At 56.7% G+C, this 14,434-nt stretch carries 13 protein-coding genes; all 13 read right to left on the bottom strand.

Annotation, left to right across the window (positions count from 1 at the left end):
- Positions 1-85: 85 nt before the first annotated feature.
- Positions 86-3,481: a DUF6701 domain-containing protein gene (locus MJ923_RS00660; RefSeq protein ID WP_240589468.1), complete on the bottom strand. Its 3,396-nt coding sequence runs from the start codon at positions 3,479-3,481 to the stop codon at positions 86-88.
- Positions 3,471-3,902, bottom strand: coding sequence for an MSHA biogenesis protein MshP (locus MJ923_RS00655; RefSeq protein WP_240589467.1), 432 nt, complete (start codon positions 3,900-3,902; stop codon positions 3,471-3,473). Before MJ923_RS00655 ends, MJ923_RS00660 begins: the two co-directional genes overlap by 11 nt.
- On the bottom strand, positions 3,892-4,734 hold the full coding sequence (locus MJ923_RS00650; RefSeq protein ID WP_240589466.1) for a PilW family protein: 843 nt from the start codon (positions 4,732-4,734) through the stop codon (positions 3,892-3,894). Before MJ923_RS00650 ends, MJ923_RS00655 begins: the two co-directional genes overlap by 11 nt.
- Positions 4,734-5,258: a type IV pilus modification PilV family protein gene (locus MJ923_RS00645; protein ID WP_240589465.1), complete on the bottom strand. Its 525-nt coding sequence runs from the start codon at positions 5,256-5,258 to the stop codon at positions 4,734-4,736. Before MJ923_RS00645 ends, MJ923_RS00650 begins: the two co-directional genes overlap by 1 nt.
- Positions 5,248-5,748, bottom strand: a complete 501-nt coding sequence (locus MJ923_RS00640; protein WP_240589464.1) for a pilus assembly FimT family protein — start codon at positions 5,746-5,748, stop codon at positions 5,248-5,250. The genes MJ923_RS00645 and MJ923_RS00640 overlap by 11 nt, the downstream gene beginning before the upstream one ends.
- Before the next feature lie 131 nt (positions 5,749-5,879).
- On the bottom strand, positions 5,880-6,398 hold the full coding sequence (locus tag MJ923_RS00635; RefSeq protein ID WP_240589463.1) for a type II secretion system protein: 519 nt from the start codon (positions 6,396-6,398) through the stop codon (positions 5,880-5,882).
- Positions 6,399-6,436: 38 nt separating this feature from the next.
- On the bottom strand, positions 6,437-7,042 hold the full coding sequence (locus MJ923_RS00630) for a pilin (protein WP_126169314.1): 606 nt from the start codon (positions 7,040-7,042) through the stop codon (positions 6,437-6,439).
- Between the two features lie 70 nt (positions 7,043-7,112).
- Positions 7,113-7,604, bottom strand: coding sequence for a hypothetical protein (locus MJ923_RS00625; protein WP_240589462.1), 492 nt, complete (start codon positions 7,602-7,604; stop codon positions 7,113-7,115).
- Positions 7,604-8,824 (bottom strand): type II secretion system F family protein, encoded by a 1,221-nt coding sequence (locus tag MJ923_RS00620; RefSeq protein ID WP_240589461.1) that lies wholly within the window; start codon positions 8,822-8,824, stop codon positions 7,604-7,606. The genes MJ923_RS00625 and MJ923_RS00620 overlap by 1 nt, the downstream gene beginning before the upstream one ends.
- A gap of 2 nt (positions 8,825-8,826) precedes the next feature.
- The gene (locus MJ923_RS00615; RefSeq protein ID WP_240589460.1) at positions 8,827-10,590 is read right to left on the bottom strand and encodes a GspE/PulE family protein; all 1,764 of its coding nucleotides are present in this window, start codon (positions 10,588-10,590) and stop codon (positions 8,827-8,829) included.
- Positions 10,587-11,846 carry a tetratricopeptide repeat protein gene (locus MJ923_RS20820; protein ID WP_240589459.1) on the bottom strand — a complete coding sequence of 420 codons (1,260 nt, stop codon included), beginning with the start codon at positions 11,844-11,846 and terminating at the stop codon, positions 10,587-10,589. The genes MJ923_RS00615 and MJ923_RS20820 overlap by 4 nt, the downstream gene beginning before the upstream one ends.
- The gene (locus MJ923_RS00605) at positions 11,843-12,748 is read right to left on the bottom strand and encodes an ExeA family protein (protein WP_240589458.1); all 906 of its coding nucleotides are present in this window, start codon (positions 12,746-12,748) and stop codon (positions 11,843-11,845) included. Before MJ923_RS00605 ends, MJ923_RS20820 begins: the two co-directional genes overlap by 4 nt.
- Before the next feature lies 1 nt (position 12,749).
- Positions 12,750-14,432 (bottom strand): pilus (MSHA type) biogenesis protein MshL, encoded by a 1,683-nt coding sequence (gene mshL / locus MJ923_RS00600; RefSeq protein ID WP_240589457.1) that lies wholly within the window; start codon positions 14,430-14,432, stop codon positions 12,750-12,752.
- Positions 14,433-14,434 lie beyond the last annotated feature (2 nt).

Raw genomic sequence — 14,434 nt, 5'->3', positions numbered from 1 at the left:
CAGGCAGCATCACAGGCAAAAAGCCTCCTTGCATGCTCAGCACTTGCCTTGGGATGACCGATTACAGGCGCGGTTGCGCCTGTTCTTAGTTCACCTCACGCCAAAAAATAATCCGGTCATCGCCACGAAAACGACCAAAATAAGCGCTGGCTCTGGGGTCAACCAAGCTATTGGGCGAACTGTTGTCCCAGTTCCAATACCATTTCAGCCACTGCGGCGCATCAAGGGGTGCGCTAACCTGGCCACGGTACAAAGGGCTGCCCTGCGCCTGCCAGTACAAATCCAGCATACCGGCACTGAACTGGGCTGGCGTAGCGCTGCGCACTATGCTTTGCCCTGCACTCAGATCCGGCTCAAACACATAGCCCCGGGCGGGATCGTCCACCTGAGGTGTTGGTAAGGCCGGATTCACTGAGGTGCAACTGTCATCGACAGACAAGCCCCAGCCGCTTCCCTGCCAAACCTGGGTTCTTGCTGGCATCCGCAGAATTTCATTTTCGGGGCCATAGGTATTTTCCAGCACCAGCCGGCCATGACGCATCTTGATGGTGCCGAGCCGCTGGGCCGTGCAATTATTGCTGGGCAGGGTGCAATCGCCGCTGCTATCCGGTTTCATGTCCAGAGGAGAGAGCTGCGAATACTCGCCGTCGTTGTCATCAACTCCAAGGCCAATATCCAGCAGTTCAAAGGGGCCATCAGCACCCGGCGCCGTGGTGCGGGCAAACAGGAAACTGTTGCTGGCACCAAAAGTCATTGAACCCTGATTCCAGCTGCCGCCAAGGCTACTTAAACGTGCCGACAGGTTAATGCCATCATCGGCATTTTCCGCTTGCAGCTGTACTACACCTTTGGCAAACACGCCCTGATAATTCTGAGTCACCACTGAGCCAAGGTTTTGCGCCTCTATCGTCATGGTCAGCGGTGTGGGTTGATCCATATAGCTAAAGCCGCTACAGCCGGGAATGAGTGATACATCTTTCACTATGTATTTGGCCGGCACGAAGCGCCCCAAGGGTTGGGAATTGCTGGCCTGAATGGTCTTATTGCTGCCCAGATAACCGCTGAATGCAGCCGTACCAAAGCGGAATACCCCGACTTCGCTGACGCTTTGCGCCACCGTGTTAGGGGTAGTCCCGGCCACATGCCCATACTCCTGCACGCTTGCCTGACCAAGCACACCACCCGAGGGTGCCACCAGCTCATGGGCTAACGCCACCCTGGGCCAGGCAAAATTTGGCGTGGTGTTATTGCTGCAAAAATCGGTGCTGGCTACCTTCCACGCTACTGGAGAAATCAGTAAATTGAAGGGTTCCCCGGCGCGCTTGAATACATTGCAGCTTTCATAGGGTGAGTTGCACTGGCCCTCATTGGCCTGAGTTGCCACACAAAAACCATAGGGACTGCTGACAAAAATGTCTGAGCCTGTCATCAGCAAGCCCGGATCGCCTGTGACATCAGAGCCTATGTATTTTGCTGACAGTGACAACTGCCCCGCATCGGGGTAATCCACATTGATTTGCGCCTCACCGGCGGCATCGAAGTTCAGTACCAGATGCTCTGCGCTGGTTTCCGATGTGCCCACAGGCGTGCCATTTACTGTTACCTGGGGGGTGCCGATGATTTGCGCCGCCGTAGGCGTTTGATAACCACTCCAGAACAACAGATCCCGGGTAACGTTGGCAAACGAGGGCACACACTGCTTGGTGGCATCATCCTTTTTCACCGCCTTGAGTTTTATCGTTTCAGCTTGCCCAGCGTATTTGTCTGGAACGTCAAACACAAAGCCACTGTCGGCAAAGTTGATGGTACAGGCCGCTATGCTCTTGGGGCCCGAACCTTTACGACACAGGGTGTCGCTGCCCGCCAGCGTGCCGGGCACAGAGCCACTGACGCCTATGGTCACAGGCACAGTGGCGCTGGTGTGGGACAAATACACCTTGCCGGTGCCACCGCTGAAACTCACCTGTGCACCACCAAGCCAGCCGCCATTACTGGAGCTTACCGGCAGCAGATTGGCGGTTACCGGGTCAGTAAATAATTCGCTGCAATCGGCATTTTTACAGGCGCGAATGGTCATCTCTTCCACATCGCAGGTCAGTGGTGAGTCGGAATAGTCAAATTCAAAGTGGTTAATCAGCGGCCCCACAGGCCGGGAGTCGATGGCGCAGACCTGGAAGTTATCGATTTCATGGTTATTGTTGGAGCCGCCGGTCGACCCCGTCAACGACAGGTAAAAATCAGCGGGCACAGTGCTCTGCCCCGGGAAACTGCGGGCGTTAAAGGGTGCAACCAGGTCAACAAAGCCACTGCCGGTGTTGCGGGCAAGCGACACCATGCTGACGTTGGGGGTTCTGGAATCCACGGTCAGCCGATACCTGTGCCCTGGCGCAGGCACACTGGTTCGACGCACATCGATCCGCGGACTGAGATTGGCCTGAGTGCCCGCCAAATAGGCATAGTTGCCGGAAGCTGCCCCGCGGATGGCCACCGCCTGCGCCCGGAAGCCTGGCCCTCCCTGACGCCCCTCAGATGGATTGGAGAAGTTGCCATACTCATCGAGGCCCACACCAATCCAGCCCCCGGCAAAACCGACAACGCCAGAGCGCTGGGCATAGCCAAGAGAGCCGCCATAACCGCCGGGTTGCGGGGTAATGGTAGCATCCGACAAAATCACCGCCACTCCATCGGCGCCCGTGCCTGACTGGGGTGACCAGGCGTAGTAATCAAATTCCACCGTCACCAGGTTATTTTCAGCCGGGAACAGGCGCTGGTAGGTCACCGCCGTAGCCTGATTACCTATGGCCTGGGTGATATTGAGCCTGCCGCCGGTTAATGAAGGTGGTCGGGAGCTACCCAACACCTTGGTAGCCCAATCATCCCCCAAGCTGGTGCGGGCAAAATCGTCAGAGAAACAGCTCAACTGTGTGGTGTTACACATGCCGCCAAAGTCGGCGTTATCGATGGCGTCCTGATCCACATCGACCGAGCCATTCCCTGAAATATTCAGGCTGCCACCGGCCGCAAGCGCACCATCGATGCTGGCCTGGCCGGCCAGAGACACATTTCCCGCCACATAGACGATGGCATTCACATAGTTCTGCCCCGAAATAGACAGGTTGTTACGCACATAGATGATCAGGTTTTCGGCCTTGCCAAACCGGTTCAGACTGGCCTGAGTCAGGTTGAGATTATTGAAATACAAGCGGGTAGTCGCGCCATTGGTTCTAACGAAACTGCCTTGCTTAAACTCACCGTAAGAGTAGTTATAGTCACCGGGAGTAAACACATCCGAGGTGCCACCGCAGCCCCGTCGACCACAGATAAAGTTGCCGCGACTCGGTTCAAGCCCCGGAGGAGGCTCAAGCCCCGGATTGTGGCTGCCTGATGGTGGGTCGGTAAAAATGTCACTGCACAGGGGCACAGCAGTTGCGAGTGGCAACCACAGCAGTAACCCAAACAGCAGCGCGATTCTATTCCACATCACGGGCGGTGACCTCCACGGTTCGGCTTACACGTAAATCGGCGCTTTGACACACTGCCGTACTGACTATCCGGTACTGGGTAACCCCATCGACCACAAAGGCGTTGCAGCTTAAACTCACGGCGCAGCCATGAAAGCCAACCACGTTAGGCACACTCCAGGCTGCCGGTACATTGGCACAGCTCGATGCGCCGTTATCGAGTGGAAAAAGCTTACTCATGGCAACATCGGCGCCGCTGTTGGCTGCCGCCAGCGCCCGGATACCCCACACTTCCAGCGTCAACGCCTCATCGCCGTCACTGCTGATACGGATAAGTACCGCCGCTAACAGAAACATCACTGTGATGACGAAAATGCCAACGATGAGTGCGCTGCCCCTTTGTCGGCGATGGGCAGCCAAGCCTGCGCGATTAGGGAACATTGATCATCTGCACCTGATGTTGATATTCAAACGTTTGGCCATTCACGGCAAAACCAATGGCCATTTGCACCACGGCATTGTTTATCAGGGTAGACCCCTGCAATGACAAAGGCTGCGGCGACGTCAGATTCTGTGCCATCAAGGCTGCGCTGCCGTTGGCTCTGAGTGTCAGCAGATCTGGCTGCGCTGCGCTGAAACCATAATTGCCATAACGCCACAGATTGATGCCGCCACCGCCGAGCGATTGCACGAAACAATAACTCACCGGCTGATTTGAAAAGTACATCCGTCGCCTGGGTGATGCCTCAGCAAAGCGCACGGCATTAGGAAATTCAAGCTCGATACTGCTGGCTGAGGCAGTTACCTTCTCCAGCACGAAGCGTTTGCCCAGATTCCCGGGGAAGCTGCCATACACATCATCTGAGGTCAGCGGATAAACAAAAGCCCACTGCCCCGCGGCTACCGTGCTGACGGGCGCATCCCGAAACACGGTGGCCGTTTTGGCGGCGGGGCCGGGGGCCAGGCCCAGTGCCACATAACTGCTGCTGGCGGCAATAGGCACCAACTCAAGACACTGCCAGCTTTCACTGCCTGCGCTGCCGCTGGCTAAGCGCGGACTGCCGGGTAAGGCGCTGCGGATATCGCGGGTCATCCGCTCGATGGCATAACGGCTCTCGCCGGTCACCTGTTCTACCGCCGATGACTCGATAAAAATCCGGGTGCCGAAAATGATAAAGCTGCTGACGCCCACCGCCAGCACCCCAAGCACCAGAATCACGGTAACCATTTCCACCAGGGTAAAGCCCCGGCTGCGGCGGCTTAACATGCGCATCAGTAGTTACTCCTTACCGCATGGTAAGTGATCACTTCGCCGGCAGGTGTGGTGACATGAATGGCAATAAGCTTGTCCACGGCACTGTTGGTGCTGGTCACCACCACAGACAAGCCATAGCCGGGATATCTGTTACTGTATGCTTCGTTCGAATTGAGCATAAAGTCGTCTTGGTTCAGGCCGTGGTAATCATCAACATCGTCAAAATCGTTACGTTGCTCGCCAGCTTCCTGCCCCATCACACTACTGCAGGCTGGGGCTCCGGTGCTGCCACAGGCAGGCACGCCGCCGTTGATATTGCTGTTGTCGTCATAGCGCTTGCCCCAAATTTCATTCAGGACTGAATGGGCCAACTCGGCGCTGCGCACCCGCTGCAGCGTCATCGCGGCTCTGTCGGCCTGGGGAAACAGCATGGTGGCTAACATCACCAAGGCGATGGACAGCACCACCATACCCACCACCAGCTCTATCAGGGTGAAGCCTTTGGCTTGCTTGAGGTGCTTAAAGGAGACGTTAAAGGGCATGGATAAAGCCCTCTGATTCCACCGCCAGAATGAGGGTTTCATCGGCGATGACCTCGATACAGGCGCCATTACAGCCGGTGGCGGGAAGGCGACCAAGGGCATCAAAATCCAGCGCAAAACTGCTAGCGCCCGCCAGGCGCAAGCTGCTGCCGCCTTGAAACGCCTGCCAGCCCAAACTTAATGAGGCTGTGCCGCTGCAAAGGTTGCCAACTCTCGCAGGAAAGTGCAGTTGGCGGTAGCCATTGGCCGCATCCACTTCGATACGGATACAGATATCGGTGTTATTCATTGCCAGCAGCTGAGCCTTACGCAGCTCAGCCGTAAATTCGTTTCTGAGACTGTAAGCACTGTAGGAAGAAGAGGACATCAGCCGCGGAATCGCCACCACAGAAAGCACCCCAATCAGGATGATGGTGGTCACCAGCTCGACCAGGGTGAATCCCCCAGTGCGGCTGTGTATTGCATGAAACTTGAATCGCTGGCTGTGCATCCCGTGTCCACCGGCCTGGTGTCAGTCCTTCAAGTTTCCAACAACTTGGGCCACAAGGCAAATGCACAGCGCCCAAGTATTTGCCGTTAAAGTAAAAAGGCCCGCTAAGCGGGCCTTTTTTATCAATACTGTCAGCAACCAGTGGTAGTTACCGTAATGGTTGGCGTTCCACCTTGCGCCGCTTGAACGTATTCAAGCTTGCACGCTGCTGCTGGGGAGGCAACATCTGCCGGAGCACCGCGCTGCCAAATGGTTGCACCGTTTGCAGGCGTTCCAGCCAAGAATACCCACTCATCTGTACCAGCGGCTGTCGGTGAACTGCCTGCATCTAACTTAATGTCCATACCAGCTTCAAAGGCTGCCAAGGTTGGTGCCATATAACCGTAAACGATTGCGACATCGTCAGTTGTTGCTGACGTCCCAGCAATATCGATAGTCTCGGTTGCTTTGCTTTCTTTGCCAGCCAGCGCAGCTTTAGAATACAACAGACTGTTTGCACCTTGTATGGCGCCCTTCAAGCCTTGGAGTGCTGATTCTCTTGCATCCGACTGCAGGTTGATAAACTTAGGTGCTGCCGTCACGGCCAGAATACCGAGGATGATGATTACCACCACCAACTCAATCAGGGTAAAACCTTGTTGTTTTTTCATGACAATTTACCTTTAAGTAGAACTGAAGATCCTGATGATCAGGGGTTGGTAAAACTGAGAACCTTGCCGGTACCCGGGTTATAAGTGATGCCGGAGGCACCCGGGGTGGTCAGGTCCGGAGCCGGATTGGCAATCCCGGTATTGGGATCCAGCGTCAAAGAAGACACCTGATGGTAGACGCACAGATCCAAACCATTCACGGTTTGTCCGTTTAAATCATTGGTACTGCCACCGGCGCCGCCAATTGCCCGTACCGTGTATCTTTGCTTGCGGGCATCCTGAGTGTAGAGCACGTTACGTGGCGTGCTTTGCAGGATCAGGTTAAATACCTGCTGGCAGGTAGTATCGGTCATCTCGGTGGCAGAAAAATTACTGTCGCCGGTGGGATAACCGAAACGCTTATCCAGACCAATCTGGGTACCATCGAGCAGTACGTAGCTATTGTTACGGCCATCGATTTCCCATTGGGCACGCACAAAACTGACCGCCGTCACCAGGCCGCCACTCACGGCATCCACGCTGGCCGCTTCGGCTTCGTCGGTGATATTTAAAAATCTCGGAATGGCGGTGGCCGCCAGGAGTCCGAGGATAACAATCACTATCACCAGCTCAATCAGTGAAAATCCCTGCTGTTTAGCCTTCATAGGTGCCCCCAATAGTCCATTTCCCCATTGTAGCAGCTAAAATCATCTTGAAAAGTCCTATATATAACAGCTAATTAGTCTGAGTGACTAAGGTCACTTTTCCGGTGTCCAAGGTGTAGGTTAATTGACTGCCAGCCTCACCAAAATAGTCACAGGCTCGAGCCTGATAATCGAAGCCTACATCCACCAGCTGTTTGCCATCATTCCCAAGCAACTGTTGCCACAACTGCAAACAGCCCTCGGCGGTTTCGGTTTGCGGCTGCGGCCAGCCGTTACTGCTCATGGCGACCAACACAGGATCTGCCGGCTTCTCACGGCCGAGCATTTCCCACTCAAGCTTGAGCGTATCGCCGCGCCCCTGCCCCAACCATTTAGAGCGTGCCATCGACACTATGTTCAACCAACGGCTTTGCTCCAGCGTCATGCCATGGGATGCCATGGAATCCAGGCTGCCAAAATAACGCAGGCCCACGATGGCGAGCAGCAGCATCAGCACTATCACCGCCAACAGTTGGCGGTACGTACCAATTAACTCACCTTCGACCTCGCGCTGCGGCTGCATCAGCCCCCCTTGACCACATTGAGCATGTCCCACATTGGCAGGTAGATACCCAGCGCCAGCACCAATACTATGCCCGCCACTATGCCAATCAGTATGGGTTCAAGCTTGGCAGTGAGGTTTTTAAGGTCATAGTCCACCTCACCTTCGTAAAAGTCGGCGGCATCGTTAAGCAGCTGCTCCAGCTGGCCGGTCTCCTCGCCCACCGCCACCATTTGCAGCACCAGAGGGGTAAACAGCTGACTGTGATTAGACACCCTGAGCATGGACTCCCCAGACTCGATACCACGGCGCATGGCAACAATTTTGTCGTGCATAAAGGCGTTATCCACTGCATCGGCCACCAGACTCAGCGCCTGGGTCATGGGCACACCTGCGCCCATCATCATCGCGAAACTGCGGCAATAGCGCGACAGGGTTGAGCGTTCGATGATGGAGCCCACGGCTGGCAGGTGCAGCTTCCATTTATCCCATTTCTTCTCGCCCTGCGGGGTACGGTGCCAGTAACTGACGCCGCCTATTGTCCCCACCACAATCAGCGCCAGTAGCCACCAGTAGTTGACGAAAAAGTTGGAGGTGGCAATCAGCAGCTTGGTCGCCCAGGGCAGCTCGGCGCCAAAGCGCGAGAACATGTCGGCGAACTTGGGGATGACCATGATGTTCAGGATCACCATGGCAATGGCGATGGCAATCAGCACGAAAATGGGATAACGCATGGCCGACTTGATGCGGCGACGGGTTTCCTGCTCCCGCTCCAGATAGCCGGACAGCTGCAGGAACACATCTTCCAGCTTACCTGTGTTTTCCCCCACGTGAACCATGGATACAAACAGGGCATCGAACACTTCTGGGTGATGATTCATCGCCGATGACAGTGGCCGACCGGCGGTGAGCTGCACCGAGATATCGTCCAGCGCCTCTTTCATTTGTTGGGAATGGGTGGTCTCGCTGAGGCCGGCAATGGCCCGCAGAATGGGAATGCCAGAGCGGGTAAGCGAGTACATCTGGCGCGTGAAAATCTGCAGCTCATCCAGACTCACCTTGCGACGAAACAGTGAGGCAATATCAATTCCGGCCGAGGTGGCTGCAGCTTCTGTCAGCTCCAGCGGGATCACGGCGCGCTGCATCAATTGATCGGCGGCAGCATTTTCCGAGGCCGCATCCAGCTGCCCCGTCACTTGCTGCCCCTGGGCATTCCGCCCCCGATACTGATACACAGGCATGGTCAGACTCCCGCGCCGTCAAATTGCGCCAGCTCTTCCGAGAGCGGCAACGGCGAATCGCTCATATCTTCCACCAGCTTGGCGACCTCTTCAATGGTGGTCATGCCCTGCTGAAGATAGCTGAGCGCCGACACAGTCAGTGGGGTGAAATTCGGACTGGCGTGGGCCGCACGGGCGAAGTCCTGGGGATTACCGGTGCGCATGGCATCGACCATGGCATCATCGAGCTCCAGCAGCTCAAAAATACCGATACGGCCACGGTAACCTGTGCCGTTGCAGCTCTGGCAACCTGTACCAATCCGAAAACGCGCCGAGGCAAAATCCACATCCTTACCCACTGTGGTGAGCCAGGCTTTATCCTGAGGGGTCAGCTGATAATCCACCGCGCAGTTCTGGCATACCCGGCGCACCAGGCGCTGGGCAATAATCACCCGCAGAGCACTGGCCACCAGATAGCTGGCCGCCCCCATATCCAGCAAACGCAGCGCCGAGGTTACCGCATCGTTGGTGTGCAGGGTTGACAGCACAAAGTGACCGGTCAGCGCCCCACGAAGACCAATTTCCACTGTTTCGTGGTCACGCATCTCACCCACCATGATAATGTCAGGGTCCTGACGCAATGTGGTGCGCAGCACGTTGGAAAAGTCGAGGCCAATCTTATGGTTAACCTGCACCTGGTTAATCCGCGGCAGCTGATATTCCACCGGGTCTTCTACCGTGATGATTTTTCTGTCGGCGGTGTTAAGCTCACTCAAAATGCCATACAGAGTGGTGGTTTTACCGCTACCGGTCGGCCCGGTCACCAGCAGCATGCCGTGGGGGCGTTTGATTTGTTTGCGAACCCGCTCAAGGATGTTTTGCGGCATCCCGGTCTCATTGAGGGTCAGCAGGCCCGCCGATTGATCCAACAGACGCATTACCACAGATTCGCCGTGATAAATCGGCATGGTGGAGATACGCACATCGATTTTATGGCCCTTGATTTCCATATGGAAACGGCCATCCTGGGGCAGACGTTTTTCTGAAATATCAAGCCCGGCCATCAGCTTGAGGCGCAGCACCAGTGCCGCAGCAATAGTCACTTCATTCAGGATAGTTTCCTGCAAATGACCGTCGACCCGCTGCCGGATGCGCAGCGACTTATCACCTGGCTCAATGTGAATATCCGAGGCGCGCATCTGAACCGCGTCTTCAAAAATGGACTGCAGCAGCTTCACCACAGTGGTTTCGCTGTCGCTGTCACCGGCGGTCAGCGCTGCCAAATCAAAGGCTTCGTCGGCGGCGTATTCTTCTTCGAGCTGCCCGGCCATCTGGGCGATTTGCTCGGTGCGACGATACAGGTTATCAAAGGCCTGCATCAGCTGGGCTTCCGGCGCCACCGCCAGTTCCAGACGCTTGGGCGCCAGCATCACTTCCAGGTTGTCCAGCGCCTGCAAATCGGCCGGATCGCTCATGGCGACCACCACAGCATCGCCCTTATCTTCAATCACCAACGCACGGTAACGGCGAGCCTGCACTTCGGGCAGCAAATTAACCACCGGCGGCGGCACCGGACGGCGACTGATATCGATAAAGGGAATATTCAGCTGCTGAGACAAGAACTTAAGCAGTTGGTCTTCGGTAATGTAACCCAGGTCAATCAGGGTATGGCCCAGCTTACGGCCGGTCTTCTTTTGCTCGCCTAGGGCGGCCATCAACTGATCTTCACCAATGATCTGCTCGGATACCAAGAGGTCGCCCAGGCGCATCTTGAGTTTAGGTTTCATTGGCGCTCTCCCAACTGCATTAATCTGTTTTGAACGAAGCTGCGGGCGTCGGCTGACAGCTCCCGCCCCCTGAGTGCCCGGCGGTAATTGTCACCGGCCTCAGCAAAATTTCCCTGCGCATCCTGGGCATAGGCAAGCCCCAACCACCAGGTCGCAGGTCCGCTGCCAGCGGTCAGTAGCTGCCTGTAAGCCTGCTCGGCAAGCGGATAGTTTTCCTGCTCCCTGGCAATATCGGCGGTCAGCTGCCATTTGTCGCTGGCAAGGGGCGAGCTGTCGGCAATGTCCGCAAGTGCGGTCAGTGCCCGTTGCTCGTCGCCCTGTTCTCGCCACAGCCTGGCAAGCAAAAGCGCAAACGAATACTCATCGGGGAAACGGCTACGCCCTGCCTCAAGCACCTGAATGGCTTCAGCCACCCGCCCCTGACCATAACGCAGCGCCGCCAACTGCCTGCGGGCCTGATGACGGGCAGGCTCCAGCGCCAGGGCTTCACCATACAAAGCCGCGGCCTCATTGAGCTTGCCGGCGTTTTGGGCGGCGCGCGCCTTTTGCATGGCCCTGTCGGCCTGCTCGGCGGCAGATAAGCGCACTTCGGTGACTTCCATAGCGCCCATCTGCACAGCGCCCGCGTGCATGTTGCCCGTATGCACGGCGCCCGCATGCACGGCGCCCGCCTGCTGCTCTGGTTTCGTAGCAGAGGAAGCCGCTTCGATTGGCGCCGGACTGACAGCGCCTGAAGCTGAGTTATCGGCCGACAGTGGCTCGCTTGATGAAGCTGCCGGCAGCTTCGCTGAGTGGCTTGCGGGCGCCACCAACAAGTGGGAAGGCGAGCTGGTTTGCAACGACGGCTGCTCAGCTTCTGGCTCAGACTGCTTAACTACCTTTGCTTGTCGCTGTGCTTGCAGCACCTGATTGTCGTCGTTAGCTTTATCGGTATTTGCGGCCGCTGGCGATTCGAGCGCGGCGGTTTCGCGTTGTGCCGCCAGAGCAGGACTTTCAGATCCCGTGGCCGCCACGGCCACCGCTGGCTCCTGATTGCTGACAAGCTGCGGCATTTGCGTTGCAGAACCTGTTTGTTGCCACACCATAACTGCGTAGACAGCGAGCAGAATCAGCACCAGCAGCGCCACACCCAACCAAATCACTGAGCCTGAGGCCTTGTTGGCAGGCATCACCGCCACGGCATTGGGCAATTGCTGCACCCCATGCCCCTGCTGACGCTTATCTAGGTCCTTGAGCATTTGATTGATAACGCTCACAGCCCACCTCCGCGCCACCAAACGCCCAACGCGGCCACACAGGCAACGCTGGCCAGGGTGACAAACGGCAGCCAGTGGGGCAGCACAGTGCGGCTGGCATCGTCGGTGTCGGCAATGGCGACCTTAAGCTGACGCCGCCCTATATGTAGCACTCCTTCGCCATAACCCAGCATCAGGGCTTTATGGGCCAAGATATTAATAAGTCTTGGGATCCCCCGGGAAGCACGGGCAAGTGCGGCCACGGCAGCGCGGTCGAAAAGGGACTCACCACTGTAACCGGCCACCCGCAGTCGATGCGCCAGATAGGCCTGAGTTTCCTGTTTGTCGAGCGGCCGCAGCCGATAACTGAAGGTGATACGCTGACGCAGCTGGCGCAAATGGGGCTCGGCCAGACGTTCATCCAGCTCGGGCTGACCAAACAGCACCACCTGCAGCAATTTGCGGCTTTCAGTTTCGAGATTGGTGAAGAGTCGCAAGGTCTCCAGACTGGCATCCGGCAGCGCCTGAGCCTCGTCCAACACCAGCACCACACTGTGACCATGGGCTGAGAGCGCCAGCAACTGCTGCTGAATAAGGCAGGTCAGCTGCTGCTGGTCGATATTGGCGGAGTACTTAAGCCCCAACTCCAGCGCCAGAGCCCAGCGCAGCTCGTCCGGGGACAGGCAGGGGTTTGGCAGGTAGGCACAGCGCAGCGGCGCCGGTAATTCGTTGATGAGCTTACGTAAAATCAGCGTTTTGCCGGTGCCCACTTCACCGGTAACCTTGATAAAACCTTCACCTGTTTGCAATGCGGTTTGCAGCACTTGCAGCGCCTCCACATGGGGCGCCAACGCAAAAAAGAAGCCGGTATTGGGTGTCAGCGCAAAAGGCGCCTCCCGCAAGCCGAAGTGCTGCAAATACACCTTAGTTTTCCTCTGGATACCAGCGGTCCAGCAACTGCTTGGAGCGCTGCAGTTCCTTCTGCCAGGTGCCGCTGACCACCACTGTGGGCTTGAGCAGGATCACCAGTTCTGTCTTGCGGGTCGACTTGCTGCGGTTGGTAAAGGCCTCGCCCAGCAGCGGAATGTCACCCAGCAGCGGCACCTTGGAAACCAGCTCCAGGTTCTCACTCTTCATAAGGCCGCCAATCACCACCACATCGCCGGAAGTGGCTTTAATCACGGTATCTGACTCGCGGATTTCACTTTGAGCCAGCGGCAACTCGAGGCTACTGTCGCTGATTTTGATTTGCTTGGTTTGCTCTTTCACTTCAATCACCGACGGATGCACGTGCAGCAGCACATTACCTTCGCCGTCGATTTGTGGGGTCACATCCAGCGCAATGCCCGAGAAGAAGGGCGTCAGCTCCACTTCGGGGTTGGTTACCGGCGTCGTGCCAGCCACAGTGGTGGACGACACTTCAGTGACGAAGTATTCGTCTTTACCGACTTTAATCACCGCCTTTTGGTTGTTGGAAGCGGTAACGCGCGGGCTCGACAGCACATCCACATCGCCCTGAGTATCGAGCAGGGTGATCATGGCGCCAAAGTCAGCACCTGTAACCGACAAAGAAGTCACGCCGCCCAGCACACCTGTAATTTGATCGGTGAAGGTGCCGCCGCTGGTGCCAAATTTAATCTTGGTATTGCCGTCGGCAAAGGCACTGCCAGCGATTTCAGTCCACTGGATCCCCTGCTGATAACCATCAGAGAGGGTCACTTCCAGCACCTTGGCTTCCAAAATCACCTGACGTTGCAAATGGGTTTCGGCGGTCGCAATAAACTCCCGCACCTGTCGTAATTCGTTGGGCAGCGCACGAACTGTGACCAATCCGGCCTGGGGTGTCACCACCACATGGCGGCCATTGCCGGTGCCGCCAATCAGCGACTCCAGGGTTTCTTTCAATTCGCCCCAGAAATCGGTCTTGGTGCGCGACTGGATAAAGGTGCCGTTGGTGTTGTTGCCATTACTACCGTTGCTCACGCCACCATTGTTGTTGCCGTTATTGCCGAAGCCGCTGTTGTTACCGTTATTGTTGTTATTGCCGTTGTTGCTGCCATTGTTGGTGTTGTTGTCGGAAATACGGCCCGAGGTCACCGAGGTCAGAGATATCCCCTGACGCTCCATGTAGAGGTAGTTAAGCGGGAAGGTTTCGGTACGCATGCCAGAGGGGAAGACCCTGAGCACCTTGCCTTCGTGGCTGACTTCATAGCCGTAGAGGTCTTCCACCACCTGCAGGGCTTCACTCAGGGTCACGCCCTTGAGTGATAACGAGATAGACCCCTGCACATCGGGGTGCACCGCCATGCTGAACGGGGTGCCCTTCACCAGACTCGGGAAAAATACCCGCGCGTCGACGTTATTGGCAGCCACATCAAAGCGGCGTTCAGGTGGCAAGGCCGGGGCGAACACCTGCGACTGACCACTCAATTCACGGGAAACCGAATCAGGCATCTTGGCCGGTGGCATGGCAGGTTCGGGTTTGGCTGCCACCACGTCATTAAGCGCCGCCTTGGACTCCACCGGCACAGGTCTGTCGGTGGTCTGGCAGGCCATCAGGCACAGTGTCAGCACGGGAGTAAGGTATTTGATACCAAGGTTAGCCATGT

It is taken from the genome of Shewanella zhuhaiensis (assembly GCF_022484835.1).
In the GTDB taxonomy this organism is placed as follows: Bacteria; Pseudomonadota; Gammaproteobacteria; order Enterobacterales; family Shewanellaceae; genus Shewanella; species Shewanella khirikhana.
Note: the sequence above shows the minus strand (reverse complement) of the source record. Positions and strands in the feature narration are given on the sequence as shown.